At 66.8% G+C, this 26739-nt stretch carries 21 protein-coding genes and 1 pseudogene; 7 read left to right on the top strand and 15 right to left on the bottom strand.

From position 1 onward, the window contains the following. Position 1: 1 nt before the first annotated feature. Both JX552_RS07075 and JX552_RS07080 read right to left on the bottom strand, forming a co-directional pair. The gene (locus JX552_RS07075; RefSeq protein WP_241010938.1) at positions 2-4561 is read right to left on the bottom strand and encodes an ATP-dependent helicase; all 4560 of its coding nucleotides are present in this window, start codon (positions 4559-4561) and stop codon (positions 2-4) included. A 33-nt stretch (positions 4562-4594) separates the two neighbouring features. Further along, positions 4595-5272, bottom strand: coding sequence for a TetR/AcrR family transcriptional regulator (locus tag JX552_RS07080; protein ID WP_205876699.1), 678 nt, complete (start codon positions 5270-5272; stop codon positions 4595-4597). Between the two features lie 202 nt (positions 5273-5474). Between JX552_RS07080 and JX552_RS07085 the strand changes: the two genes are divergently transcribed. The 3 genes from JX552_RS07085 (at position 5475) to JX552_RS07095 (ending at position 7628) form a co-directional block, all read left to right on the top strand. Continuing rightward, positions 5475-5858: a hypothetical protein gene (locus JX552_RS07085; protein ID WP_205876700.1), complete on the top strand. Its 384-nt coding sequence runs from the start codon at positions 5475-5477 to the stop codon at positions 5856-5858. 536 nt (positions 5859-6394) lie between these two features. After that, entirely contained in the window at positions 6395-6832 is a 438-nt protein-coding gene (locus JX552_RS07090) for an ATP-binding protein (RefSeq protein ID WP_065133659.1), read from the top strand. A gap of 7 nt (positions 6833-6839) precedes the next feature. Next, positions 6840-7628, top strand: a complete 789-nt coding sequence (locus JX552_RS07095; protein WP_205876701.1) for an RNA polymerase sigma factor SigF — start codon at positions 6840-6842, stop codon at positions 7626-7628. Here JX552_RS07095 and JX552_RS07100 read toward each other — a convergent pair. Then, the gene (locus tag JX552_RS07100) at positions 7599-7997 is read right to left on the bottom strand and encodes an STAS domain-containing protein (protein WP_431195930.1); all 399 of its coding nucleotides are present in this window, start codon (positions 7995-7997) and stop codon (positions 7599-7601) included. The genes JX552_RS07095 and JX552_RS07100 overlap by 30 nt on opposite strands. A 345-nt stretch (positions 7998-8342) precedes the next feature. Continuing rightward, positions 8343-9473 (bottom strand): PPE family protein, encoded by a 1131-nt coding sequence (locus JX552_RS07105; RefSeq protein ID WP_205876703.1) that lies wholly within the window; start codon positions 9471-9473, stop codon positions 8343-8345. A gap of 977 nt (positions 9474-10450) precedes the next feature. Between JX552_RS07105 and JX552_RS07110 the strand changes: the two genes are divergently transcribed. The 3 genes from JX552_RS07110 (at position 10451) to istB (ending at position 15832) form a co-directional block, all read left to right on the top strand. Next, positions 10451-13579 carry a patatin-like protein gene (locus JX552_RS07110; RefSeq protein WP_205876704.1) on the top strand — a complete coding sequence of 1043 codons (3129 nt, stop codon included), beginning with the start codon at positions 10451-10453 and terminating at the stop codon, positions 13577-13579. Positions 13580-13805: 226 nt separating this feature from the next. Beyond that, on the top strand, positions 13806-15047 hold the full coding sequence (istA, locus tag JX552_RS07115) for an IS21 family transposase (RefSeq protein ID WP_205873161.1): 1242 nt from the start codon (positions 13806-13808) through the stop codon (positions 15045-15047). Between the two features lie 2 nt (positions 15048-15049). Then, positions 15050-15832, top strand: coding sequence for an IS21-like element helper ATPase IstB (gene istB, locus JX552_RS07120; protein ID WP_205873160.1), 783 nt, complete (start codon positions 15050-15052; stop codon positions 15830-15832). A gap of 57 nt (positions 15833-15889) precedes the next feature. Here the strand turns inward: istB and JX552_RS07125 are convergent, their stop codons facing one another. The 11 genes and pseudogenes from JX552_RS07125 to JX552_RS07170 form a co-directional block, all read right to left on the bottom strand. Continuing rightward, positions 15890-16090: a hypothetical protein gene (locus tag JX552_RS07125; RefSeq protein ID WP_205876705.1), complete on the bottom strand. Its 201-nt coding sequence runs from the start codon at positions 16088-16090 to the stop codon at positions 15890-15892. Between the two features lie 213 nt (positions 16091-16303). Next, positions 16304-16579, bottom strand: a complete 276-nt coding sequence (locus tag JX552_RS34005) for an ImmA/IrrE family metallo-endopeptidase (RefSeq protein ID WP_205878290.1) — start codon at positions 16577-16579, stop codon at positions 16304-16306. A 214-nt stretch (positions 16580-16793) separates the two neighbouring features. Further along, a pseudogene (locus JX552_RS34010) lies at positions 16794-17081 on the bottom strand (hypothetical protein); the annotation flags it as partial. A gap of 64 nt (positions 17082-17145) precedes the next feature. After that, positions 17146-18939: an acetyl-CoA carboxylase biotin carboxylase subunit gene (locus JX552_RS07135; protein ID WP_205876706.1), complete on the bottom strand. Its 1794-nt coding sequence runs from the start codon at positions 18937-18939 to the stop codon at positions 17146-17148. A gap of 124 nt (positions 18940-19063) precedes the next feature. After that, positions 19064-19483, bottom strand: a complete 420-nt coding sequence (locus JX552_RS07140; RefSeq protein ID WP_205876707.1) for a SufE family protein — start codon at positions 19481-19483, stop codon at positions 19064-19066. Then, positions 19483-20373 (bottom strand): sulfurtransferase, encoded by an 891-nt coding sequence (locus JX552_RS07145; protein ID WP_205876708.1) that lies wholly within the window; start codon positions 20371-20373, stop codon positions 19483-19485. The genes JX552_RS07140 and JX552_RS07145 overlap by 1 nt, the downstream gene beginning before the upstream one ends. Positions 20374-20387: 14 nt before the next feature. Beyond that, entirely contained in the window at positions 20388-20876 is a 489-nt protein-coding gene (locus JX552_RS07150) for a pyridoxamine 5'-phosphate oxidase family protein (RefSeq protein ID WP_205876709.1), read from the bottom strand. A gap of 58 nt (positions 20877-20934) precedes the next feature. Then, a complete protein-coding gene (locus JX552_RS07155) occupies positions 20935-22155 on the bottom strand; it encodes a sensor domain-containing diguanylate cyclase (protein WP_241010939.1) in 1221 nt (406 codons plus the stop codon). Positions 22156-22436: 281 nt separating this feature from the next. Continuing rightward, positions 22437-23078: a Maf family protein gene (locus JX552_RS07160; protein ID WP_205876710.1), complete on the bottom strand. Its 642-nt coding sequence runs from the start codon at positions 23076-23078 to the stop codon at positions 22437-22439. After that, complete coding sequence (locus JX552_RS07165) at positions 23075-23362, bottom strand: acyl-CoA carboxylase subunit epsilon (RefSeq protein WP_205876711.1); 288 nt, start codon at positions 23360-23362, stop codon at positions 23075-23077. The genes JX552_RS07160 and JX552_RS07165 overlap by 4 nt, the downstream gene beginning before the upstream one ends. Then, positions 23359-24999: an acyl-CoA carboxylase subunit beta gene (locus JX552_RS07170; protein ID WP_205876712.1), complete on the bottom strand. Its 1641-nt coding sequence runs from the start codon at positions 24997-24999 to the stop codon at positions 23359-23361. Before JX552_RS07170 ends, JX552_RS07165 begins: the two co-directional genes overlap by 4 nt. Before the next feature lie 63 nt (positions 25000-25062). Here JX552_RS07170 and JX552_RS07175 point away from each other — a divergent pair, with 63 nt between their 5' ends. Further along, on the top strand, positions 25063-26655 hold the full coding sequence (locus JX552_RS07175) for an FAD-binding protein (RefSeq protein WP_205876713.1): 1593 nt from the start codon (positions 25063-25065) through the stop codon (positions 26653-26655). The last annotated feature ends 84 nt before the right edge of the window (positions 26656-26739 follow it).

Consider the following 26739-nt stretch of genomic DNA (forward strand, 5'->3'; position numbering starts at 1 on the left):
GCTACCGCAGCCGCAATCCGCGTGGCGTGCGGGAGAACCCGGCGCCGACCAGTGCCTCCAGCGCCGCCGCGGCCGGTCCGTCGGACGTCAGTACCGACACCCCGTTGGCCCGCTCCACCAGAAGAGACGGCACCCGTCGGGCGGAGACGAGTTCGGCGAGGGCGACGGCCGCCGCATGGCTGGCGTCGGGGTCGTCGGTGAACGTCAGCAGCGAGCGTCCACCGCGTTCGGAGAACCAGCACAGCTCGCCGTCCACCAGCACCACCAGTGCTCCCGCTTTGCGGCCCGGCCGCGCCGCGCCCTCGGCGTGGGAACCGGGCCACGGCAACGCCGCGCCGTACGGGTTGGCCGGGTCGGTGGCGGCCAGCACCACGGCGCGGTAGTCCGGTCGCTGCGGATCGACCCCGTCGAGGTAGTTGCGCAGCCGGTCGACGGTCGAGGCGACCGCGAACTGCGCACCACCCAGCGACTCGACGAAGTAGCCGCGCTGGCAGCGCCCAGCGTCTTCGAATGCGCTGAGCACCTTGTAGAGGGTGGCGAACCCGCCCGGCACGCCTTCGGCGGCGGCCGCCCCCTTGGTCAGCACGCCATGCCGGTTCAACAACAGCTCGGCCTGGAAATGGGCCCGCAGCGTGGAGTCCGGCTCCGGCGCAGGCAGCGCCGACCACCGTCCGGCCACCGTCGGGTCGGCGGTGCGTACCTGCGCGTGTGCCACGCTGTAGCGGCTCAGCCGTGGCGCGCGCTGAGTGCGGTGCGCCGGCGCCGAGCGCTTACGCGGGCCCGTGCTGCCGCCCAGGAGTGCGCGCACCGGAGCAAAAGTGTCGCCGGTGATCCAGCCCGCCCAAACCAGTTCCCACAGAGCGGCTTTCAACTCGGCGTCGGAGCCACCGGCGCCGGCAAGCTGGCGGAAGAAGAACGCGCCGCCGCCGGACAGGGCGTCCAGAATCGCGCGGTGCGCCTCGGTGAACTCGATCTCGGTGGCAGGCGCCAACGTCAGCGACGCGGAGTCGGCGGGATGCAGTGCGATCCAGCCGTCGCTGCCCGAGATCGACCCCGCACCCGACCAGGTGACCTCGCCGGTGGCGAGCAATTCGTCGAGCATCGCGGGGGAGTAGTCGCGCACGCGCGGCCCCAGCACCAGCGGCTCCAGCGCCGACGCCGGAATCCGCACGCCGGCCAACTGATCGATCACCGACGCCAGCCGGTCCACCCCGGCATCGGATCCGCCCACCTGATGCCAGGCCGGCAGGAAGCGCCCGTAGGCGGCGGTGCTGACCGGCTCGACCTGGGCCCGCAGCGCGGCCAGGGAGCGGCGGCGCAGAATCCGCAGCACGTCGGCATCGCACCACTGCTCGGATCCCACGCCGGTGGATGTCGCGGCGACAAACTCCCCGCGCACCACCCGGCCGTCGGAGGCCAGCCGGCCCAGTACATCGGCGGTCACGCGCAACCCCAACCCGAACCGGGCGGCCGCCTCGGCGGTGCTGAACGGGGTGTGGGTGCGCGCGTAACGGCCCAGCAGCTCACCGAGGGGGTCGGCCACCGATTCGGTGAAAGCCGCCGGCAGGCCCACCGGGACCGCCGCCCCGACGCCGTCGCGGAGCCGGCCGATGTCCTCGACGGCGACCCACCAGTCCCGGCCGGCGAATGACACCGTCAGCGCCCGCCGGGCGCCGCGCAAACCCTCCAGCCAGCCCCCGACGTCCGGCGCATTCGCGCGCGCCGCCACCTCCTCCTCGGTCAGCGGCCCCAGCAGACGCAGCAGATCGGCGACGCCCTCGGCGTCCCGGGCGGCGCGGTCGGACGACAGGTGCTGCAGTTGGCGCCCGGTCCCGGCGATGACGTCTGGATCGAGCAGCTCGCGCAGTTCGACGCGGCCGAGCAGTTCGGCCAGCAGGGAGCTGTCCAGCGACAGGGCCGCCGCCCGGCGCTCGGCCAGCGGGACATCGCCCTCGTACATGAACGCGCCGACGTAACCGAACAGCAGCGACGCGGCGAACGGTGAAGGACGGTCGGTTTCGGCCTCTAACACCCGGACCTTGCGCTGGGCGATCTGCGCCATGAGGGTGGTGAGCGTCGGGACGTCGTAGACGTCTTGCAGACATTCGCGGATCGTCTCCAGCACGATCGGGAAGTCGGGATATTTGCGCGCGACGTCCAGCAGCCGCGCGGCGCGCTGACGCTGCTGCCACAGCGGCGACCGGCGGCCGGGATGGCGGCGCGGCAGTAGCAGGGCGCGGGCGGCCGATTCCCGGAACCTCGACGCGAACAGCGCCGATTCGCCGACCTCGGCGGTGACGATCGGGTCGATCTCATCGGGGTCGAAGACGAACAGCTCGGCGCCCGGCGGCGCCTCCCCGTCGGCGGAGAAGCCCGTGTCGGGCAGCCGCACCACGATGCCGTCGTCGGATGCGGTCGGCTTCTCGTCCAGGCCGTAGCGTTCGCGCAGGCGCCGGCCCACCGCCAGCGCGAGCGGCCCGTGCACCTGCAGACCGTAAGGCGAGTGCAGCACCACCCGCCAGTCACCCAGCTCGTCTCGGAACCGCTCGACGAGCAGTGTCATATCGGTGGGCACCACCCGGGTCGCGGAGCGCTGCTCGTCCAACAGTCCCCACAGGTTGTCCCGCGCGTACTCATCGAAACCCAAACTCGCGCAACGCTTGTCGAATTCCTCCCGGGTCAGTGCGGCCAGTTCGCCGGTGAGTGCACCCAGGGCGGCGCCGAGCTCGGCGGGGCGGCCGGCGCTGTCGCCGCGCCAGAACGGCAAACGTGCCGGCTGCCCGGGCGCGGGCACCACCAGCACCCGGTCGTGGGTGATCTCGACGATGCGCCAACTGGTGGCTCCCAGCGCGATGACATCGCCGGGACGGGACTCGTACACCATCTCCTCGTCGAGTTCGCCTACCCGCGAAGGCTTTTCAGAATCGGTGGCAAGGTAGACGGCGAACAGCCCGCGGTCCGGGATGGCGCCGCCGGAGGTGACCGCCAACCGTTGCGCGCCGGGCCGCGCGGTGAGCGTGCCGTTATCGCGGTCATACACCAGCCGCGGCCGCAGCTCGGCGAAGTCGGTGGACGGGTACTTGCCGGACAGCAGATCCAGGGTCGCTTCGAACACACTGCGCGGCAGGGTCGCGAACGGTGCACTGCGTCGCACGGTGTCGAACCAGCGGTCGGCGTCCAGGGGCTCCAGTGCAGCCGCGGCCACCGTCTGCTGGGCCAGGATGTCGAGCGGGTTCGCAGGCACCCGCATGGTCTCGATCTGCCCGGTGAGCATCCGTTGCACGCTGACCGCGCAACCGATCAGGTCGGTGCGGTGTTTGGGGAAAAGCACACCGCGGGAGATCTCGCCGACCTGGTGGCCGGCCCGCCCGATGCGTTGCAGGCCGCTGGCCACCGACGGCGGCGCCTCCACCTGGATCACCAGATCAACCGCGCCCATGTCGATACCCAACTCGAGGCTGGAGGTGGCCACCACCGCCTTCAGCTGTCCGGTCTTGAGGTCCTCTTCGACGACGGCGCGCTGTTCCTTGCTGACCGATCCGTGGTGCGCGCGGGCCAGCAGGGTGGGTGCGCCGAAGCTCTGGCCGCTGCTCATCGCGTAGGCCGGTGCGCCGCCGGCCACCTGCGCATTACCGCCCGTCGGCAGCTCCACACCGGCACGCTCAGCATGAATCTCGTTGAGGCGTGCGGTTAGTCGCTCGGCCAGCCGCCGCGAGTTGGCGAACACGATGGTCGAGTTGTGCGATTCGATCAGGTCGACCAGCCGGGCCTCGACATCGGGCCAGATCGAATTGTTCTCCAGGTTGGCCATGTCGGACACCGGCACCTGCACCGACAGCTCGACCGTCTTGGCCGACGGCGGCGCCACGATCGTGGTCGGTGACTGCCCGGACAGGAACCGGGCCAGCTCCTCCGGTGGGCGCACGGTCGCCGACAGGCCGATGCGCTGAGCCCCCCGCCCCTCCCGCACGTCGTGGGACAGGTCCCGGAGTCGCTCCAGCGACAGCGCCAGATGCGCGCCGCGCTTGGTGGCCGCGATGGCGTGAATCTCGTCGACGATGATCGTCTGCACGCCGGCCAGGGTTTCGCGCGCTGCCGATGTCAGCATCAGAAACAACGACTCGGGTGTGGTGATCAAGACGTCGGGCGGCGAACTGATGAGCTGGCGGCGCTGCGCTGGTGAAGTGTCGCCGGACCGGACGCCCACGCTGATGTCGGGGGCGGGCAGACCCCGGGCCTGGGCGAGCCGGGTCAGTCCGGCCAGCGGAGTGCGCAGGTTGCGCTCGACATCGACCGCGAGCGCTTTGAGCGGCGACACGTACAGCACCCGGGTGCCGCGTGGCCGCTCCGGCGCGGCGGCGAGGCTGTCCAGCGCCCACAGGAACGCCGCGAGCGTCTTACCCGAGCCGGTCGGAGCGATGACAAGCGTGTTCTCGCCGTTGGCGATCGCCGTCCAGGCCTGCGCCTGCGCGGAGGTGGGCGCGGCGAAGGTGCTTGCGAACCAGTCGCGGGTGATGGCGCTGAACCGCGCCAACCCGGGCGGCGCCGAAAAAGTGCTCACCGTGCCATGCTGCCAAGTGGCACTGACAAGGGATCAGAGCTGCGGCTTGAACCGCGCGGTGGCCATGGCCTCGGCCAGTTGCGGGGGGATCTGGCGGACCCGGGCGATCGAGTCGAGCAGCGTGTGCGCGCACGCATCGGCGAGCCGGTCGGCCTCCAGCGTCTGGTCCATGATCCGCTGCCGGCAGGTTTCGAAGGTGAAGGCCAGCCAGCCGTGCAGGACCACCCGAAGGTCGCGTTCGACCTCGGGCTCCAGCGCAGCCTGCCCCGGAATACCTCCCACCACCTCGGCGATGCGGTTCATGATGTGTTCCATCTGCCGATTCTTGGCTTCGTCGTCGATGCCGAGCAGAACCGGGTCGGAGCGCCCCAGACCGACGTACGCCGCCCAGGCCGCCTCCGGATTCTGTTCGTGGTAGGCCATGTAGGCCAGCACGCCCATCCGGATCTCTTCGAACATCGTCATGCCCGGGGCCGGCTGGGTGTTGGTAGCCGCGTAGAGCCGGTCCGCCTCGTCCTTGACCACCGCGGCGAAGAACGCCCGCTTGTCCGGGAAGTAGTGGTACATCAGCGCACGCGAAACACCGGCGCGCTCGGCGATCTCGTCGATCCGCACCTCGTCGTAGGGTCGCTTACCGAAGACTTCCGCCCCCAGAGCGAGCAGTTCGGCGCGTCGATCCTCGGGGGATAACCGCCTCCTGGCTGTCGCCATAAGGACCGATACTACTCACGGTGGATACCGGGGCCGCCAACGGCGGATCGTTGACTGCACGCCATGCTGTGCCGGCGGCTGTGAAACGGGCCGCAGCCGGTTTGTCCGGCCGGCGCTCGGGGTATTGAACGAAAATGTGCCGCGGCTAACGAAAATCGGCAAGCTGCCGCGAGCGATTTTAGCGAGATGCAGAGGTGCTCCGATGCGCACAGCAGACGAGAGATTGCGCGGTGATCGCGCGGCAGTGGACGACAAAGAAGTTCACGCCGCTATCCGCTTCGCCGCCCTGGCCACCGCGGCCGGGGTGGGTTTCCTGGTGGTAGCGGCGTTATGGGTGAGCACGTGTGGCGGAGCCAGCATCGACACCGTGGCCTGCGGTCCGCCGGAGCGGACGATGCTCGCGTTGGGCGGTCCGCTGATCCTGCTGATCGCGGGAATGTGGGCTTTCCTGCGCACGTACCGGGTCTGGCGACACCGGGGCACCTGGTGGGGCTGGCATGGCGCCGGCTGGTTCCTGCTGACGTTGATGTTGGTGGTGCTGTCGATGAGCGCGCCCCAGATCGCCGGGCCGGCGTTGGTGCTCTGACAGCTGCAGCATCAGTCGAGCACGCGCGGGGTTCGCCGGATCGCCGAGCAGGGCACTGGTATGCAAAACGCCCGGCGGTCCAGCGCCCGCGGCTGGCCAGCTAGCGAATCGCCGGGGTTGTCCCGGGCCGGGATGGCGGTAGGGTGGGGATGCGTCGGGAAGGTCACACCGGAAAACCTGGTCGGCGGAGTTTTATCCGTGACGACAACGGGGTATCAAGTGTGCACCATGATGAGTACCGGCAGTCTTGCGTCAGCGTGGTCACCCCATCATGGGGAACAGAATCGCGACAGCACAGACCCTTACTGCGACCACGATTACGACGACCAGCATCACCCGGGCAAAAACCACGCCGCGCGCCAAGCGGCGCGCACGGACTGTGTCGGTTATGTCTACTTCGCCCGCAACTGGTTGAATACCCGGTGGCGATCATGACCAACCGGCTCGACCCCTTGGTCCACGGCGGGCCGCAATCCGGCGCCGCTGCCCGGACCCCTGCCAGGAGTAGTGTCGGCCGAATATTGCCGGGAGGCCACATGACCGATGCGGATCAGCGCGCTGACGGGCGCCAACGCGGTTACCGCGCCGTCGAACTCAACGTTGCCGCGCGCCTGGAGAACCTGGCGATGCTGCGCACCCTGGTCGGTGCCATCGGCACCTTCGAGGATCTGGACTTCGACGCCGTCGCGGACCTGCGCCTGGCGGTCGACGAGGCATGCACGAGGCTGATCCGCTCCGCGACGCCCGGGGCGATATTGACCCTGGTGGTCGACCCGCGAGACGAGGAACTCGTGGTGGAGGCCTCCGCAGCCTGCGACACCCACGACGTGGTGGCTCCGGGCAGCTTCAGTTGGCATGTCCTGACCTCGCTGGCCGATGATGTCCAGACATTCCATGACGGTCGCGAGCCCGATGCTGCGGGCAGTGTCTTCGGCATCTCGTTGACCGCGCGACGGGCGGCCCCCAGTAAGTGACTGCCAGTTGACAGAGCAAACTGCCGGCGGTTCCAATTCGCGTCCCAATGAATACGCCGATGTCCCGGACATGTTCCGTGAGCTGGCCGGCTTTGCCGCCGGCTCGGCGGATTTCCAGCGTCATCAGGACAAGATAGTGGAGCGGTGCCTGCCGCTGGCCGATCACATCGCCCGGCGGTTCGAAGGCCGCGGCGAACCGCGCGATGACCTGATCCAGGTGGCGCGCGTCGGCCTGGTCAATGCCGTCGTCCGCTTCGACGTCGAAACCGGCTCGGACTTCGTTTCTTTCGCGGTGCCCACCATCATGGGTGAGGTCCGGCGGCACTTCCGCGACAACAGCTGGTCGGTGAAGGTGCCGCGTCGGCTGAAAGAACTGCACCTACGGCTGGGCACTGCCACCGCGGAGTTGTCGCAGCGGCTGGGCCGGGCGCCCACCGCGACCGAGCTCGCGGCCGAACTGGGTATGGACCGCGCCGAGGTGGTGGAGGGTCTGGTTGCCGGCAGCTCCTACAACACGCTGTCTATCGACAGCGGCGGCGGCAACGAAGACGACGACGCCCGCGCGATCGCCGACACGCTGGGCGACGTCGATCAGGGCCTCGACCGCATCGAGAACCGTGAGGCGTTGCGCCCGCTGCTGGAGGCGCTGCCGGAGCGGGAACGAATGGTGTTGGTGCTGCGGTTCTTTGAGTCGATGACGCAGACGCAGATCGCCGAGCGGGTCGGTATCTCGCAGATGCACGTATCCCGGCTGCTGGCCAAGTCGCTAGCTCGACTCCGGGATCAACTGGAGTAGGCCGTCCTGCGCGGATCGCTTCGGCTCGACGGTGGGCAGCACGCCGTCGGGGTCGCAGATGCGTAGTAGCCGTGACACGGCCGTGCTGGGCACCAGGGCCCAGCGTACGTCGGCCGCCGAACACGTCACGTTGATCCGGTGTAACGCCGAAAAGCCAGCGGTACCAATGAATTTCAGGCCGGTAAGGTCCAGTGTCAGCCACCGGCAATGTGTTAGGCAGCGGCCGACGTATTCTGCGAGTTGGTCGGCGTTGGCGGCATCAAGCTCGCCGTAGGCGCTGACCACGCCCGAACCGTGTTCCCACTGCGCGTTGAACTCGGCATTTTCGCATTTCAGCCATGCTTGGGTCACAGACATCGTGAACTCCATCAGTCGACGATCATTCGTTGCTGTGGATCACATCGAGCGTGCGAAGTGCCGCGGTCGGAAATCGCACCTACAGGACGGTGTTTCCAGGCGGCTGTTAACTCAACCTACTTCGAACCCTACCCGCGGTGGGCAGGGGCGACAAACGTTGCAGCCGTATTCACACCATTCACAGAAGGGGTGCGGGGGTGCTTACCTCGTCTCGGCGAGGACCGTGCCCTGGTGATCGCGGCGTCGGGTAAGCCGATCACGGGGCACGCGCCGAAGCGGCCACCGGTGTCGTGGGAATTGGCACCCACGGCACCCTGCTTCGCGCCGGCCGAGCCGCTGCCCGAGTTAGGGGCCAACTCACCCGGCCGCGGGAGGGTGCGCCATCACCGTGAGTCGGATCCCGTAGCGGGGAAGCACGCCGGACGCTCGCGAGGGCGCCGGCACCGCCATCCCTGGGACGCCCGGCGTACCGGCCGCGGCTTCTTCGGTTCCCGTAATCGTGGTCAAACCTGCGGGCGTCAGCGCCGCGACGGTGCGCGTCGCCGGCGCGGCCCAACTCGCCGGCACCGCCAGTTGCCCGATCGAACCCGCCCGGCCGCTGCTGGCGAGCACTGCGTTGGCTCCCATGCCCGCACCGATCGGCTGTTGCGCCGCCGCGAGCACCGAACCCCCGGCCGGCATCGTCTCCACTGCGCTGGCCAAATCTGGCGCCAACGAAACTTCATCTCCGATGATGCCATTGGCGATGGACTCGACACTGTCGATTGCGCTGAACGTCGAGTACGCGGCAAACAGGCCATCGAGCACGGCGAAATCTTCCGGGAGAATGCCGCTATACCATGCGTCCACTAGCGCCGGCCAGGTCTGGGTCACCGCGGTCAATAGCTGTGATATGGGGTCGGCGGCGGCCGCGCTGGCAGTTGCCTGGGCGACCGCGGCGCTTTGGGCGCTCAGCCCCGCCGGGTTGGTGACTTGAGATGGGGAGGAAAACGGCGATAGTTGCGCCGCCGCCGTCGAGTTCGTGGCGTAGCCGTACATCGCGGTTGCATCTTGGGCCCACATCTCTGCATACTGCGCCTCGGTGGCCGCGATCGCCGCCGTGTTCTGGCCGAGCAAATTCGTCGCGATCAAGGCCATCAGCTGCATTCGGTTGGCGGCGATCACCGGCGGTGGCACCGTCATCGCAAACGCCTGTTCGTAGGCTGCCGCCGCGGCCATGGCCTGCATGGCTGTTTGCTTGCTTTGGGTGGCGGTCGTGTACAGCCAACTTATGTAGGGGCCGGCCTTGGCTGCCATCGACTCGGCTGCGGGGCCGTACCAGTCCAAAGATGCCAGACTAGAAATCACCGATTCGTAGGTCTGGGCGGTGATGTCCAGCTCGGCGGCCAGCATGTCCCAGCTTGTAGCAGCCGCCAACAGGGAGGCCGCGCCCGGGCCGGTGTACATCCGAGCGGAGTTGATCTCGGGTGGCAAGAGGGCGTAATCCATTGTGTCACAGCTCCTTACATTTCTGCTTTCATGTGATGAACTGGCCGCGATCGGCTCGACCCCTTCGTGGCCGGGTGCGGAATTGACGGTGTCGTGAATTGAGGGGAGGTCCGGGCAGGGCGGGCGATCAATAGCCCAAAACGATGGCGGGACAGCGTCATTGCGGACCCATGGCCGTTGCTTCCGGCGCCATCGTTTGCTGACTGGTGGGGCGGGCTGTTCGTGCAGGGCATGTGGGTGACTTTCGGTTTCGGATGCCCTGGAACTGGCAAGCCGCAGCCGACCACGTAGGCCGGTTGCACTGAATATAGGCGACGGTCGAAGGAATCAAAGGTCGAATTTCCTAAATCCAAACCATTCATCGCCGGGGCGTAATTGAGAACGTCGGCATCTTAGTTCGACGCCGGGGTCATGCGGGTGTTGCGGCCAAGTTGCGGTTTCCTACTGCCTTTCGGCCACTGGCGTCGGCTTTTTGGGCCATTCTGTTTCCGTCACAGGGGTTTGGTCGTCCTCATGGTCTGTTCGATGACACTATCCGGACCAGGCGGGGATTGCCGCGTCCCACATCCGCGAGACTAGGCCGTCCGGCCTTCCACTCACTCGCAACCCTCGCAGGGATCATGGTCGCCGTCCACTTTCCCTTTGGCTTCGCAACCCGCTGTGCGACGAAGTCCTCTTGATTTGTTGTAGGGCAGGGATTTTCCGGTCCCGCCGCCGTGTCTGAGGACGCGTGTGGCCAGGCATCGCACGCGTGCATGCACGTCTAAACCAACACTCGTCGTCTCGCAAGACGCCGGGGCCTGCTTACCCGACTGTCGGAAAGGCCGGCCTCTCACCGCGTTCGGGTTACCGATGGAATGCGGGTGCGGGGCCCGGCCAGCAACTGCTCCACTCCGCGGGCCGCGAACACATACGGTCTAATCTTGGCCGCGGAGGTCAGCTCGGTTAATCAATCACGCGACAGTGAGGGACGCTCGATGGCATTTGAAGAGCCGACACCGGTGAGCCAGCTGACACTCGAACTCCGCCTGGCCACGATGATGACGGGCGGGGTCAGTCTCGCGGTTTGGATGGCCGGCGTCGCCCGCGAACTCAATCTGCTCGCGCAAGCGTCACAGTGGCGCCGAGCGGGCGGGACCTTCCCGACCAATAGCCGGCTCACCGCCGATTCGGTGAAATCCCTGCGGCTTTACGCCGAGCTCCTCGACATGCTCGACATGATCATTGATGTCGACATCCTCTCCGGGACCAGCGCCGGCGGACTCAACGCGGCTTTGCTTGCCTCGTCCCGCGTCTCAGGCGCTGACTTGGGCGGCCTTCGTGATCTCTGGCTCGATCTCGGCACTTTGACCGACCTGCTGCGCGACCCCCGGGACGAGTTCACGCCGTCCCTGCTGTACGGCGACGAGCAGCTGTACGCGACTTTCGCCAAGCAGCTGCCCAAACTTGAGCTTGGCCCGTTCCCGCCCACGGAGTTTCCCGGCGGCATCCGTATCCCGTCCACCACGCTCTACGTCACGACAACGCTGCTGTCCGGGGAGGCAAGCAGCTTCACCGACTCGTTCGGCACTCGCGTTCAATACGTCAACCGCCGGGGCCTGTTCACCTTCACCGAGACCGACCTCGCCCAGCCGGGTATCGCCTCGGCGCTCGCGCTGGCTGCCCGGAGCTCAGCTGCGTTTCCCCTCGCGTTCGAGCCCTCCTTCGTGCCCTTCATGGAAGGAACCCCGGCGCAGGGCGCTGTCCCGGCTCGACCCCCGATGGCGCCCTATGCCAATATCACCCGGCCGCACTGGGTCGCCGACGGCAGCCTGCTCGACAACCGGCCGATCGACGTGTTGCTCAAGCGTATCTGTGACCGACCGGCCCGCCGCCCGGTGCGCCGGGTGCTGCTCTTCGTCGTCCCGTCGTCCGGGCCCGCCCCGACCCTGTTCCCGCAGACTTCAGCGGACAGCGCCGACGAGCGGCTCGGGCTGCTCGCCGGCCTGCTACGGGATCTGGGTGCGATCACCACCCAGTCGATCGCGACCGACCTGCGAGCGATCCGTGGCCATCAGGATCGCACCGCGGCGCGGATAGGCGCCAAACTGCGGCTCGCGGAGCTCGCGGCAACGCTGCCGCGAGGCTCGAGGCTCCTGACACCACCGCTGCTGACCGACTACGCGCTAAGCGAAGCAAGAAGACATGCGCGCGAGCTTACTGACGCGCTTCTGCGACAGCTGGACAGCTGGCCGCTGACGTCAGACACCTCCACCGCCGGAGTTCCGCAAACTTGGGCGGCCGAACTCGCGACAGCCGACATCGAAAAGGCGTGCCGGCAGCACATCACCCAGGCGATGCTGAGCTGTTGGTCGCAACCGCCGAACCAGCCGCTGCCCGAGCGAACGGACGACCTTTCCCAGTATGGTCAGCCGGCCTACGAACTTGCGAAAGGCAGTGCGCTGGCCGTCGCTCGAGCGGCCTACCACCTGGTGCGGTCGGACGCCGATATCGCCGAATTGGCAGCACTCACTGCTGCGATTCATGCCGCCGGTCCGTCGCCCACCGCCGTCGACCTCGGTGAACTCGTTCGCACGGTATGTGAGGACCAGGTTCTCCAGGAAGGCTCACTCAAGGATGCCGCCGCCTTGATCGCCGACGGCTATCTCCAACAGTTGACAGTGCAAACCGACGCCTGGGACCGGCTCGGGGAGGCGCTGTTTAACGGTTACGACACGCTGACGCGACTGTGCGCAGACGCTGCTCCGACCGTCGGCGGCGAGCCGGGCTCGCAGCTCGCGCATGAGCGTGTTGGCGCGCTCGATACCTACCTGAACTACCTGGGGGCCGGGGGCGACCGCGCGACGATAGCGATGAAACTGTTCGATCTGGCCGTGACTCAGCGGGCCATGTTGCCCGCAGACTCCGGCATTGAGGAGCCCTTGGAGCTGGTGCAGGTGAGTGCCGACACGCGCAGTCTGCTCGCGCCCGACTTCGGGACCGCCGAGAAGAAGCTCACCGGTATGCAGTTCCATCATTTCGGTGCCTTCTATAAGCGGTCCTGGCGAGTCAATGACTGGGTGTGGGGACGGCTCGACGGGGCCGGCTGGCTCGTCCACGTGCTACTCAACCCCCGTCGCGTGCACTGGATCGCGCAGACCAGGGTCGGCACACCCAAGCTGGAGAAGCGATCGCAATGGTTTGTTCGTCAACTCAAATCTCTTGGTGCGCCAGAGTTCCCAAGTGCCGGGTACCGACTTCCGGCCGTCGGGGGTGGCACTGAACAATTGCTGACCGAGCGTATGGTGCTCGACGAGCTGGCATTTCTGGACGACCCGACACAGGCGATTCCGCCTAGTATTCCGCTGACCGCGCTGTGGCTGGCGCAGCTGTGGCAACAACGAATTTTGGACGACGAGTTCGACGGATTGGCCAACACAGTGATCGATCCGCAGCCTGGCGACAAACCGGACTGGAGTCCGACAGCATCCCGCAGCTGGGCCCGCAAAGTGTTGGACGCCAGCCCGGGAGACGCCAAATATGCTCTACTGAACGAGAACCCGGTGGCCGAGGAAACTTTCGTCACCGACAGACGCTCGCCGCTCATGGCGCAAACCCTTGCAAAGGCTGCCGCGACCGCGTCTGCGGCTGCTGGGTCGATTCGGTGGCTACCCAGCGCCCTCAAGCCATCCGTACTCACTCTGCGGACCCTGGCGCTGGGCGGATACCGGGTTGTGTCTTTGACCAAAGGCATCGCCCGAACCACAATCCTGGTCGGCGTCGTATTGCTGATCCTTGGTGTCGCCACCGCGATTCAGTCGGCAACGGTGCTTGGAGTCACCGGCCTGATCATGGCTGGCACCGGCAGTTACCTGATCGTGTTAGGAACCTGGCAGTTCTCAAGTAGAACGCTTTTCGCGCTGTTGTCCGTTACGCTCGCCGGCACGGTGCTTTCGCTGGCGACGCCTGTCGCGCGCAATTGGCTGTTCGGCGACGCGGACCATCCGGGTCTTGTTGGCGCCAATATCTACTGGCTCGGCGAGCAGTGGTGGCGACCCTTGATCGCGGTGGGTGCGATTGCGCTGGCCTTCATGGTGATCGCGGCCGCTAAACCCGGACGCCGATGAAAATCGTTATATACCGTCACCGGCGCTGAGGTACGCCACCGATATCGGGGTTGATCCGGAACTGAAAAGTGACTTGCGATTGCAAGGGGGATCGTCGGCATGCCGGACGCTCGGTAGTAGGTCAGTTTGAACTGTCCTTCGGGCGGTCAGATCTGTTGTTGGCGACGGTTGAAAGTCCGGCCACTCGCAACGGTTGAAAAGTAGGCCACCCAATCAGATTGGATGGGTGATCTCCTTGGAAGACTGGGCGTTGATCCGGCATCTTCATCGCAGCGAGGGTTTGTCGCAGCGGGCCATTGCACGCCAGCTCGGCATCGCGCGTGACACGGTGGCCGGGGCGCTGGCCGGCGATGGTCCACCGAAGTACGAGCGAGCTTCGGCGCCGTCGGCGATCAGCGAGGTGGAGCCGCGGATCCGGGCGTTGCTGTCGGCCTATCCGCAGATGCCGGCGACGGTGCTCGCCGAGCGGGTCGGGTGGACGGGTTCGATCTCCTGGTTCCGCGAGCGGGTCCGAGCGATCCGCCCGGAGCACCTGCTCGCCGATCCGGTTGACCGCCTCGACCATCCTCCGGGGCGAGCGGTTCAGTGCGACCTGTGGTTCCCGGCACCCAGGATCGCGGTCGGGTTCGGCCAGGAGGCGATGCTGCCGGTGCTGGTGATGGTCGCGGCGTTCTCCCGGTTCATCGCCGCAATGATGCTGCCCTCGCGTCAGACGATGGACCTGGTGGCCGGGATGTGGCAGCTACTCTCGGGCAGCTTCACCGCGGCACCCCATGAGTTGTGGTGGGACAACGAGGCCGGGATCGGACGCCGCGGTCGGTTGACCGATCCGGTCACCGCGTTGATGGGCACGCTCGGGTCGCGGCTGGTGCAACTCAAACCCTATGACCCCGAATCCAAGGGGATCGTGGAGCGAGCCAACCGCTATTTGGAGACCTCGTTCCTGCCGGGGCGCAGCTTCACTTCGCCAGCGGACTTCAACACTCAACTGGGCCAATGGCTTCCGACCGCCAACGCCCGTCGGGTGCGGGTCCTCGATGGTCGTCCGGTCGACTTCCTCGACGGCGATCGAGCCCAGATGCTGGCGTTGCCGCCCGTGGCGCCGGTCACCGAGGCGGTGACCTCGGTGCGGCTGGGGCGCGACTACTACGTGCGGGTGGCCGGCAACGACTACTCCGTGGACCCGCATGCGATCGGACAGCTCGTCGAGGTGAGGACCACCTTGAATCAGGTGGTGGTGACCCGAGCGGGGCGCCAGCTGGCGGCTCATGACCGCTGCTGGGCGGTACGACAAACGCTGACCGATCCCACCCACGTCGCGACTGCCGCAGCATTGCGTCGACAGTTCCAAACCGGCCCACCACCGGTGGTCGGTGATTACCTGGTCCGTGATCTGGCCGACTACGACCGCGCGTTCGGTGTCGACTTCACCACGGCAACAGTCACTTCCGACGGGGAGGTGGCGTGATCATGGCCGAGGATCCGATCAAATCCGTCCTGCATTACGCCCAGGCCCTTAAGGCGCCGCGCATCCGCGACGCCGCCGCCCGGCTCGCCGAGCAAGCCCGTGACGCCAACTGGACTCATGAGGAGTATCTGGCGGCGGTGCTTTCCCGGGAGGTCGCGGCCCGGGAAGCCTCCGGTGCGGCGACCCGCATCCGCTCGGCGGGGTTTCCGACGCGCAAGTCGTTGGAAGACTTCAACTTCGATCACCAACCGGCCTTGAACCGGGACATGGTCGCCCACCTAGGCACGGGTGCGTTCCTGGCCAGGTCCCGCAACGTGGTGCTGCTCGGCCCACCGGGAACCGGCAAGACTCACCTCGCCATCGGATTGGCCATCAAAGCCGCCCAGACCGGGCATCGCATCGCGTTCGCCACCGCGGTGGACTGGGTCGCTCGCCTCAAGGCCGCCCACACCGCGGGGCGACTGCCCGTCGAGTTGGCCAAGTTGCGCCGCATCGGCCTTCTCGTCGTCGACGAGGTCGGATACATCCCCTTCGAACAGGACGCCGCGAACTTGTTCTTCCAACTGGTCTCCAGCCGCTACGAACACGCCTCGCTGATTCTGACCTCGAACCTGCCCTTCGCCCGCTGGGGCGACGTGTTCGGAGATCAAGTCGTCGCCGCGGCGATGATCGACCGCATCGTCCACCACGCCGACGTCCTGACCCTCAAAGGCTCCAGCTACCGGCTCAAAGACACCGGAATCGACACCCTGCCCTCCGCCAGAGCCGACAACACGGCACAATAACCACCGACCACGTGGCCTACTTTTCACCGTCGTCTGTGGCCTAGTTTTCGACCGTCGTCAACAATCTGTATGCCCCGCCTGAAGGAATAGGTACTTTCTGATCACGTAGAGCACGCCGATCGACTGGACCAAAAGTGAGCCGAAATGGGCGATGATCAAGGCAGATTCGATGTGGCTCCACTGAGACCACACGTAGGCGATCATGAAGGCGGTCGCGAATGCGTCCAGCCAGCCGACGGCCCTCAGTGTGAACTTCACGGTCGCGCGCCGATACGTGCGGGCTTCTGCGATTTCCTTGGGTCGCTCGGCGTCAATTCGATTCGCGATTCACTGTGAGAGTGGGTTTTGGGGCGGGCGTTTTCGCGAGGTCATCTATGGACGCGCCCGAACGAAATCGTCTATGGACACCCTGACGGGAGGGCGCCCAGACGGTCCATCGCGGGCATCTTTGCCGTCCGTCATGCGGGGAAGCTATCTGATGAAATCAGCTACCCGTTGAATCCGGTCACGCCGCTTATTCAGGGCGGGGATGGAAACGCAGAAGTACGCGGCCATGTCTAAGTTGGAGAATCCACGCTTACGGAGATTGCTGATCTCATCGGCGGGCATCAGTAGATTTCCCGCGAGCTCATCGGCGTAGAACTCGTGAAGGTCGTACTTTGTACTGCGTTCATCGATGAACGCGAAGTCACGCTGTCCCTGAATGCTTCGCTCAACGAAGTGGCCCAGCTCGTGCGCGATGTGAATTGCTGTCTCGCAGGGTTCTCGTCAAGGTCTACGCAGATGACGATGTCCTCGCCTCGTGCCTCGATCATGCCGAAGACACCCTCGCGGAGGAAGGTTTACTCGACGCGGAGGCCCATCATCTTTGCGATTGCGTCAACATCAACTGGGACCTCATCGGGACGCCAATATTCATTGCTCACTTCACTGCGGCCGGCAGCGTCCTTAGCAGCGTCAATTACCAACGCCATGCGACACCTCTCTCATGTTCGAAGTGTCTGGCCGCTGTGGCCGCAAGCCTTGTTAACAGTTGACGCGCCATCGTCCCATCCTGCACCGACAAGGCCCTGTTTGCGTTTAGTCGAGCAGGGGTCCGACCGCCAGCGGCCTTCGTCAAAGTCCTGTGGGGCCGAGCGAAGTTGTAGTGCATGTAATGCAGCGACACCGCGTACGCCAGATCCTTCATCTTTTGGCTGAGCCCGTTAGTGAGGCGGGTGAAGCGGCGCATGCCCATCTGCATCGTCAGGATTCAAACTGACCCACTACCGGACGCTCGGCGATGCCGCGAGCCGGCCGGGTGGGGTTGGTGCTCACTTGATCTCGGCGAGCACCGTGCCCTGGGTGATGGCGGCGCCGGGCTCCACTGCCAGGCCGGTGATCACACCGTCCTTGTGTGCGGTGACCGGGTTTTCCATCTTCATCGCCTCCAGGACCACCACGAGGTCACCCTGTGCGACCTCCTGGCCTTCCTCGACGGCAACCTTGACAACGGTGCCCTGCATGGGGGCGGTCACCGCGTCACCGGATGCGGCCGCGCCGCCATGCGCGCCCCGCTTACGCGGCTTGGGCTTGCGGCGCACCACACCGACGGCGTCGGGCGCGCCGTTGGACAGGGCCAGATCACCCGGTAGTGAGACCTCGACGCGGCGGCCGTCGACCTCGACGACAACCTTGTGGCGCGGGCGGCTCTCCTCTTCGTCGATGGGTTCGCCGCCGGTGAAGGGTTCGATCTGGTTGTCCCACTCGGTCTCGATCCAGCGGGTGTGCACCGTGAAACCGTCGTCGTCACCGATGAACGCCGGGTCCGAGACGACGGCTCGGTGGAAGGGGATCACCGTGGCCAGGCCCTCGACCTCGAATTCGTCCAGGGCACGCCGGGCGCGGGCCAGGGCCTCGTGGCGGTCGGCGCCGTACACGATCAGCTTGGCCAGCATCGAGTCGAACTGACCGCCGATCACCGAGCCGGTCTCGACGCCGGAGTCCAGGCGGACACCGGGTCCACTCGGCGGGTGGAACTTGGTGACCGGGCCGGGGGCGGGCAGGAAGCCGCGGCCGGCGTCCTCGCCATTGATCCGGAACTCGATGGCGTGGCCGCGCGGCGTCGGATCTTCGGTGATGTCCAACTTCTCGCCGTTGGCGATCTTGAACTGCTGCAACACCAGGTCGATGCCCGCGGTCTCCTCGGTGACCGGGTGCTCGACCTGCAGCCGGGTGTTGACCTCCAGGAACGAGATCAGGCCGTCCTGGCCGACCAGGTACTCGACGGTGCCGGCACCGTAGTAATGCGCCTCTTTGCAGATCCGCTTGGCCGACTCGTGGATCTCCTTGCGCTGCGCGTCGGTGAGGAACGGGGCCGGCGCCTCCTCGACCAGCTTCTGGAAGCGGCGTTGCAGCGAGCAGTCGCGGGTGCCGGCGACGACGACGTTGCCGTGGGTGTCGGCGATCACCTGCGCTTCGACATGGCGCGGCTTGTCCAGGTAGCGCTCGACGAAGCACTCGCCGCGACCGAACGCGGCGACGGCCTCACGCACCGCCGACTCGTACAGGTGGGGTATCTCCTCGATGGTGCGGGCGACCTTCATGCCGCGCCCGCCGCCGCCGAAGGCCGCCTTGATCGCGATCGGGACGCCGTACTCCTTGGCGAAGGCGACCACCTCGTCGGCGTCTTTGACGGGGTCCGGCGTGCCGGGCACCAGCGGCGCCTGGGCGCGGGCGGCGATGTGGCGGGCGGTGACTTTGTCACCGAGGTCGCGGATGGACTGCGGACTGGGCCCGATCCAGATCAGGCCGGCGTCGATCACCGCCTGGGCGAAGTCGGCGTTCTCCGACAGGAAGCCGTAGCCGGGGTGCACGGCGTTGGCGCCGGACTTGGCGGCGGCGTCCAACAGCTTGCCGAAGTCGAGGTAGGACTCGGCCGAGGTCTGGCCGCCCAGCGCGAACGCCTCGTCGGCCAGCCGCACGTGCGGCGCATCGGCGTCAGGCTCGGCGTACACCGCCACACTGGCCAGTCCGGCGTCCCGGGCCGCCCGGATCACCCGGACTGCGATCTCGCCACGGTTGGCGACAAGAACTTTGGAGATCCTCGAGCTGGCGTGGCTGGGCACTGGCGCCTCCTGTATCGACGTCTACTTCGTTTCGCGAAAAATTTCTCATTAAGAGAATCTCTTACAAGTCTTATCGGGGAAGTTTAGGCGGCGCGCCGCGGGGCCGGTCACGCGGTTCCCCCCTTCAGGCCGCGTCGCGCAGGCGTCTCTTGATCCGGGTCAGCATCGCCGACATCCCGCGCAGCCGAAGTGGGCTGATCAGAGCGGCCAGACCCAGCTCCGTGTAGAAATCCTCGGGCACCGCCAGGATCGCGGCGGCGGGTTGCTCGTCGAGTCCGGCCGCCAAAATGGCGGCGAAACCACGGGTGGTGGGTGCTTCGGCCGGAGCGCTGAAGTGCAGCCGCACCCGCTGCGGGTCGCTGGCGTCGACATGCAGAAACAGCGGCGACTGGCACTCGGGCACCGGCTCCATCGCCGCCTCGGCCAGGTCAGCGGGCAGCGCCGGTAGCTCGTTGGCGAACTCCAACAACAACTGCAACTTGTCCTGGCCCTGGACCTCGGCGAAGTCGGACACCACGTCCGCCAGGGGCGCCGGCATGCTCATCAGCCGGTGACGGCTCCGGGGTCGGACCCCGCGACGATCGGCACCCGCACGGTGTTGCCCCATTCGGTCCACGAGCCGTCGTAGTTGCGCACGTCCGGCTTGCCCAGCAGGTGCGTCAGCACGAACCAGGTGTGGCTGGACCGCTCACCGATGCGGCAGTAGACGATGGTCGCGTCCTCCGGTCTCACAAAGTCATAGAGCCGTTCCAATTCTTCGCGGCCGCGGAAGCGCCCGCTCTCGTCGGCTGCCTTGCCCCACGGGATGGAGTGCGCGGTGGGAATGTGGCCGGCCCGCAGCGCGCCCTCCTCGGGATAGTCGGGCATGTGGGTGCGCTTGCCGGTGTATTCCTCGGGGGAGCGCACATCGATCAGCGGCTGGCTGCCCAGGGCCGCCAGCACGTCGTCCTTGTAGGCGCGGATCGGTGCGTCGTTGCGCTGCACGACTGGGTAGCCGGAGGAGCTGTGGTGCGGCACCTCCAGCGTGGTGTCGCGTCGCTCGGACATCCACAGGTCGCGTCCGCCGTTGAGTAGCCGGACATCGGGATGGCCGAACAAGGTGAACACCCACAGGGCGTAGGCGGCCCACCAGTTGCTCTTGTCCCCGTAGATCACCACGGTGTCGTCGCGGGCGATGCCTTTGCTGTCCATCAGCGCCGCGAACTGTTCGCCGCTGATGTAGTCGCGCACGCGGGGGTCGTTCAAGTCGGTGTGCCAGTCGATCTTGACGGCTCCGGGAATGTGGCCGACGTCGTAAAGCAACACGTCCTCATCGGATTCGACGATCGCCAGGCCGGGGGAGCCCAGGTGGGCGGACAGCCAATCGGCCGTCACCAGCCGCTCGGGATGGGCGTAGGCCTGCAGGGTGGGGCTGGGATCGGGAGGAAGCGGCACGCCTCAAAGCCTACTCAGTGCTTACGCACCACCCGTTCGGCCTGGCCTGGCTTCCAGATCGTGATGTCCAGATGGTCGTCGCTGACGTGGACAGCCGAGGCTCCGGCGATGTCGACGCCGATGAGGTCGAACGGCCGGCCGCGCAGGTCGAGTCCGATGTCCTCGAACAAGGCGTCGGCAAAGCGCCGGTGCTGATCGCCATACGGGACCACGTAGGCCCGTCCGAACAACTTCGCATCGCCATCTTTGACCTCGGTGTCCACGGTGGCGGTATGCAGGCACAACCGGGGATCACGCCGCAGATCGCGGTATTTCGTGGTGTCCTCCATTCCCGAGATCCACAAGACGTCCTCGAAAATCCGGGGCTCCATCGGGCTGATCCGCGGGAAGCCGTCCGCGCGCAGGGTGGCCAGCATGCACAGATTGCGCGCGGCGCGGTGACGACGGATGAAGGTGTCGGCGATCCGCGGCGCCGCGGTGACGAACTCTGTCCAGGTGGTCATGCGGTGAGGCTATGGCGGTCGATCCGTTCTTCTCGCGCACCCCCCCAAGTGCGTGACATCAGGGCCCGCAAATACATCCGCCCCCTTGTTGTTTCGCCTGGTACATAGCTTGGTCCGCGCGTTGCAGGGCGTCGCTGCCCAGTTGTCCGCGGGCGATCATGCTCAGACCGATGGTGACGCTTCCCAAGGAGTGGGTTCGCACCTGCTGAACGAGAGTGCGGGCGAGTTGTTGAGCCTTCTCGGCGGAGGTGTTTGGCAGTAGTGCGGCGAATTCGTCGCCACCGATGCGGGCAAACACGTCGGACAGACGTAGTTGGCGGCTGATGATCTGGGCCACGCTTTTGATGTAGCTGTCGCCTACCGCATGGCCGTACTCGTCGTTAGTCCGCTTGAGGCCGTCGAGGTCAATCATGAGCACCGCCGCCTCGTCCCCGCAACCGTGCCGACTGAGCAACGCACCGTAACGGGCCAGTTCCTCGGCGAATCGCGCGCGATTGAGCACCCCGGTCAGGGGATCGCGAGTTGCCTGCTGCCTGAGCAGTTCTTCGTCGCGTTTACGAGCCGAGATGTCCTCGATGTGGGCGATGAAGTGCAGGGGCTGACCATCGGAGTCGCGCACCATCGAACCCGAGAGGCGGATCCAAATGAGGTGTCCGTCCTTGGCGTAGTAGCGCTTGTCCATTTGATAGCTGGTGATCTCACCGCGCAGCAGCCGGGTGGCTTCGTGCAGGTCGGAGTCGAGATCATCGGGAAATGTGATGTCCTGAAAAGTGAGTTGAGTCAGTTCCTGCTCGGTGTATCCGGTGATCCGGCACAGCGCCTGATTGGCCCTCTTGAAGCTGCCGTCGAGGCCGATCACGGCAATCCCGATCGGTGCGTGATCAAACACGGCCTCGAACAGCGTCTCGGTTGCACGCTGAATCGCCCGACCCTCAGATACCGCGGTCATGTCGCGAAGAAGCGCATGCAACGTCACACTCGGACCGGACCGGACCGCCGCGACGAAAATTTCGACGGGTAGTTCGGTGCCGTCCTTGCGGCGCATTGTGCGCACGGCGACGTTGCCGACGACCGGTGGCTGACCGGTTTCCACGTACCGCAGCAGCTCGTGCAACGCCCCATCGCGGTGCTCGTCGACGCCCCCCGTAAGCGCTGTCAGCGGCTGACCGATTGCTTCCTCCGAGGTCCAGCCGAGCAGCGTGGCCGCGGCACGGTTCCACTCCACCACGCGACCGCTCGAATCCAGACCGACACAGGCCGCCACCAAGGAGCCCCGCATCTGGCAACCAACCTCATCTGCCCTCAGCTCATCCTCGGCGCGCGGGAGTTGGTGGCTGCCGAGCCGATGGGTTGGGTCTGCCTGGCCTGGCGAATTCATGCACTCCCTCCTGGGCTGCAAGACCGATGGGTGGGCCCCGAAAGGGCTTCGCCGCGGTCCTTGAGTCAGTATGGCGCGGCTACCCCCAATCTGGTGCCGAACGAGCAACTACACCGCCCAGGTGCCGATTGTCCCCTACGTGCTACCCCACGTCGCGGACGATTAGCGGTTTGGCCACCACGTCACCCAGCGTTTGCTGCCCACACGTCGGCGACCGACAGCCCACAGCGCGCCAGCAGCGAGCGCAGCAGCGGCAGGCTCACCCCGATCACCGTCGACGGGTCGCCGTCGACGCCGTCGATGAACCAGCCGCCAAGGCCGTCCAGCGTGAACGCCCCGGCGACCCGCAACGGTTCGCCGCTGGCCAGATAGGCTTCCAGGTCGGCATCCGTCGGGGTGCCGAAATGCACTGTGGTAATCGATGTTTCAGTCTCCATGCGGACGACGCCGTGGTCGCGGAGCTGAATCAGGCAGTGCCCGGTGTGCAATTGCCCGGACCGTCCGGCCATCGACCGCCACTGCCGGCGCGCATCGTCGGTCGACTCCGGTTTGCCGCACAACTGACCGTCCCGGTACAGCATCGAATCGCAGCCCAGCACAACGCAATTCGCGGTCACGTCGCGCTCGTCGAGCATAGCCGTCACGTGTTCTGCCTTGGCGCGGGCGAGGTTTCGCACCACCTCGTCGGGCGCGGCGCCGGGGCCCAACGCCGCAATGAGCCCGTCCTCGTCGACGCCGGAGACCCGCACCAGCGGTTCGACGCCCGCCTGACGGAGCACCTTGAGCCGGCCCGAGGAGGCCGACGCGAGCACCAGCCGCGTCATTGCCGCATGTGCGTCATTTCCTGCAGGGTGATGCGCTGCCAGCTGTGCATCGGGTAGCGCAACTTGTCCACCGGCAACCCCCATCGGCTGGGCTCGGGCGGGGCCGGCTCCGGCGCGTGGCCGATGGTGCCCAGCACCGCGACCAGCGCCGCCAGCTCCCGGTCGGTGGGGTGCCCCCGCAGGACCCGGAGGTGCGGCTCGTGCGGGTGCGGTGAATGCGTCTCGACGGCTTCGCTCACGTCGCTGTCTTCGCTCACTTCGCTCACTTCGCTCACCTCGCTCACAGCGGAATGTTCCCGTGCTTCTTGGGCGGGGTCTGCGCGATCTTGCGTTCCAGCAAGCGCAGCGCCGTCCCGATGTAGCCGCGGGTGTGCGACGGCGGGATCACCGCGTCGACGTAACCACGCTCGGCAGCGATGTAGGGGTTGACCAGCGTGTCCTCGTACTCCTGCTGCAACTGCAACCGCAGCGCGTCCACGTCTTCGCCGTTTTTCGCCGCCTCGGCCAACTGCTGCCGGTAGACGAAACCGACCGCACCGGAGGCGCCCATCACCGCGATCTGCGCCGTGGGCCAAGCCAGGTTGACGTCGCAGCCCATGTCCTTGGAACCCATGACGCAGTAGGCGCCGCCGTATGCCTTGCGGGTGATGACGGTGATCTTCGGAACGGTGGCCTCGCCGTAGGCGTACAGCAGCTTGGCGCCGCGCCGGATGATGCCGTTGTATTCCTGACCCGTGCCCGGCAGGAAGCCCGGCACGTCCACCAGCATGACGATCGGGATGTTGAAGCAGTCGCAGGTCCGGACGAACCGGGCGGCCTTCTCCGAGGCGTTGATGTCCAGGCAGCCCGCGAACTGGGTGGGCTGGTTGGCGACCAGTCCGACCGGGCGGCCGTCGACGCGTCCGAACCCGACCACGATGTTCTGGGCGTAACCCGCCTGGATCTCCAGGAACTCGTCGTCGTCGAGGATCCGGGTGATCACCTCGTGGATGTCGTAGGGCTGGTTGGGCGAGTCCGGGATCAGCGTGTCCAGCTCGATGTCCTCGTCGGTGAGGTTGTCCTCGATCGCCCCGACCGGAACGGGGAACGGCTCACGCGGGGCGTCGGTGGCGTTGTTGGGCGGCAGGTAGCTCAGCAGGTCGCGCACCCAGTCGAAAGCGTCCTGCTCGCCGGAGGCGACGTAGTGCAGGGTGCCCGACTTGGCCATGTGCGTGTGGGCGCCGCCGAGTTCCTCCATGGTGACGTCCTCGCCGGTGACGGTCTTGATGACGTCGGGACCGGTGATGAACATCTGGCTGGTCTGGTCGACCATGATGACGAAGTCGGTCAGCGCGGGGGAGTAGACGTGCCCGCCGGCCGCGGCGCCCATGATCAGCGAGATCTGCGGGATGACGCCCGAAGCCAGGATGTTGTTGCGGAAGATCCGGCTGTACAGACCCAGGGAGACGACGCCCTCCTGGATGCGCGCGCCGGCGCCGTCGTTGATGCCGATCAGGGGCCGGCCGGTCTTGATGGCCAGTTCCTGCACCTTGACGATCTTCTCGCCGTAGACCTCACCGAGGCTGCCGCCGAACACGGTGGCGTCCTGGCTGAAGATACAGACATCGCGGCCGTCGATGGTGCCGTAGCCGGTCACCACGCCGTCGCCGACGGGACGGTTCTTCTCCAGCCCGAAGTTGGTGCTGCGGTGTTTGGCCAGCGCGTCCAGCTCGACGAATGAGTCCTCGTCGAGCAGCGCGGTGATGCGCTCGCGGGCCGTCAGCTTGCCCTTGGCATGCACCTTGTCCACGGCGGCCTCACCGACCGGATGCAGCGACTCTTCCCGGCGCTTGTGCAGTTCGGCGAGTTTGCCCGCTGTGGTGTGGATGTCGATGGTGTGCTCGGCAGCGGGTTCGGCCGTGTGGTCGGCAACGCTTGTCATGGGAGTCGATGTTATCGGCAGCCCTGCCCCGGCCCTTAATGAGCCCTTAAGTAGTCTCCGCTCATGGGCGACCACGCGGCGGTGGACTGGTCAGAGGAACACGATGTCCTGGTCGCCGGGTCCGGCGGCGGGGGTGTCACCGGCGCCTACACCGCCGCCCGCGAAGGCCTCGACGTGCTGCTGATCGAGGCGACCGAGCGGTTCGGGGGCACCACCGCCTACTCCGGCGGCGGCGGCGTGTGGTGTCCGTGCAACCCGGTGCTGCAGCGCGCCGGCACAGACGACACCATCGAGGACGCGCTCACCTACTACCACGCGGTGGTCGGCGAGAGGACGCCGCGCGAGCTGCAGGAAACCTTCGTCCGCGGCGGCGCGCCGCTGATCGAATATCTGGAGCAGGATCCTGACCTGAAGTTCGTGCCGCTGCCCTGGCCCGACTATTACGGCAAGGCGCCGAAGGCGCGCCTGGACGGCCAGCGGCACATCGCGGCCAAGCCGCTGAGGGTGGCCGCCGCGCCGGAACTGCGCGACGCGATCCGGGGGCCGCTGGACACCGACCGCCTCGGGTCGCCCACCCCGCCCGACTACTACATCGGTGGCCGGGCGCTGATCGCCCGGTTCCTCAAAGCCATCGGCCAATACCCCAATGCGGCGCTGCGCCGCGACACGACACTGGTCGAGCTGGTTGTCGCCGACGGCGCGGTCCAGGGTGCCATCGTCGAGAGCGCGGGCACCCGCACGGCCATCCGCGCCCGCCGCGGGGTGTTGCTGGCCGCCGGCGGTTTCGAGAACAACGACGATCTGCGCCAGCGGTACGGCGTTCCCGGCGTCGCACGCGACACCATGGGCGGACCGGGCAGCCTTGGCGCAGCGCTGCAGGCGGGCATCGCGGCCGGGGCGGACACCGATCTGCTCGACCAGGCGTGGTGGTCGCCGGGCATGACTCACCCGGACGGCCGCTCCGCCTTCGCGCTCTGGTTTACCGGCGGCATCTTCGTCAACCAGGACGGCGACCGGTTCGTCAACGAGTCCCGGGCTTATGACCGGGCCGGCCGCGAAATCATCGCCCAGCTGCAGGACGGCTCCCTCACCCTGCCCTACTGGATGATCTACGACGACAAAGAGGGCGAGCGCCCGCCGGTCAAGGCGGCCAACGTCTCGATCGTCGCGACCGAGAAGTACGTCGACGCCGGGTTGTGGCACACCGCGGACACGCTGGAGGAGCTGGCCGCCAAGATCGGCGTGCCCGGGGACCGGCTGGCGGCGACGGTGGCGCGCTTCAACGACTTCGCCGCCACCGGCGTCGACGAGGATTTCGGTCGCGGCGATGAGGCGTTCGACCGGGCGTTCTCCGGTGGCGCCTCACCGTTGGTGCCACTCGACACGCCGCCGTTTCACGCCGCGGCGTTCGGCATCTCGGATCTGGGCACCAAGGGCGGATTGCTTACGGATACCGCAGCACGGGTGCTCGACACGGCCGGCCATCCCATCCCGGGCCTGTATGCGGCCGGCAACACCATGGCCGCACCCAGCGGTCTCGTGTACCCGGGCGGCGGCAACCCGATCGGCACCAGCATGGTGTTCAGTTACCTGGCTGTGCGGGACATGCTGGCGCGCGGGGCCTCAGCACCTATCGCGGGGCGCTCGCCGAGCTGATCGATGGCTTGCGTCGCATGCGAGCATTCTCCGGTGGCGCTCAAATGGTGTCGTGTGTATTGGTCGACGGAATCGGGGGTTTCA

Source organism: Mycobacterium gordonae, assembly GCF_017086405.1.
Lineage (GTDB): Bacteria > Actinomycetota > Actinomycetes > Mycobacteriales > Mycobacteriaceae > Mycobacterium > Mycobacterium gordonae_D.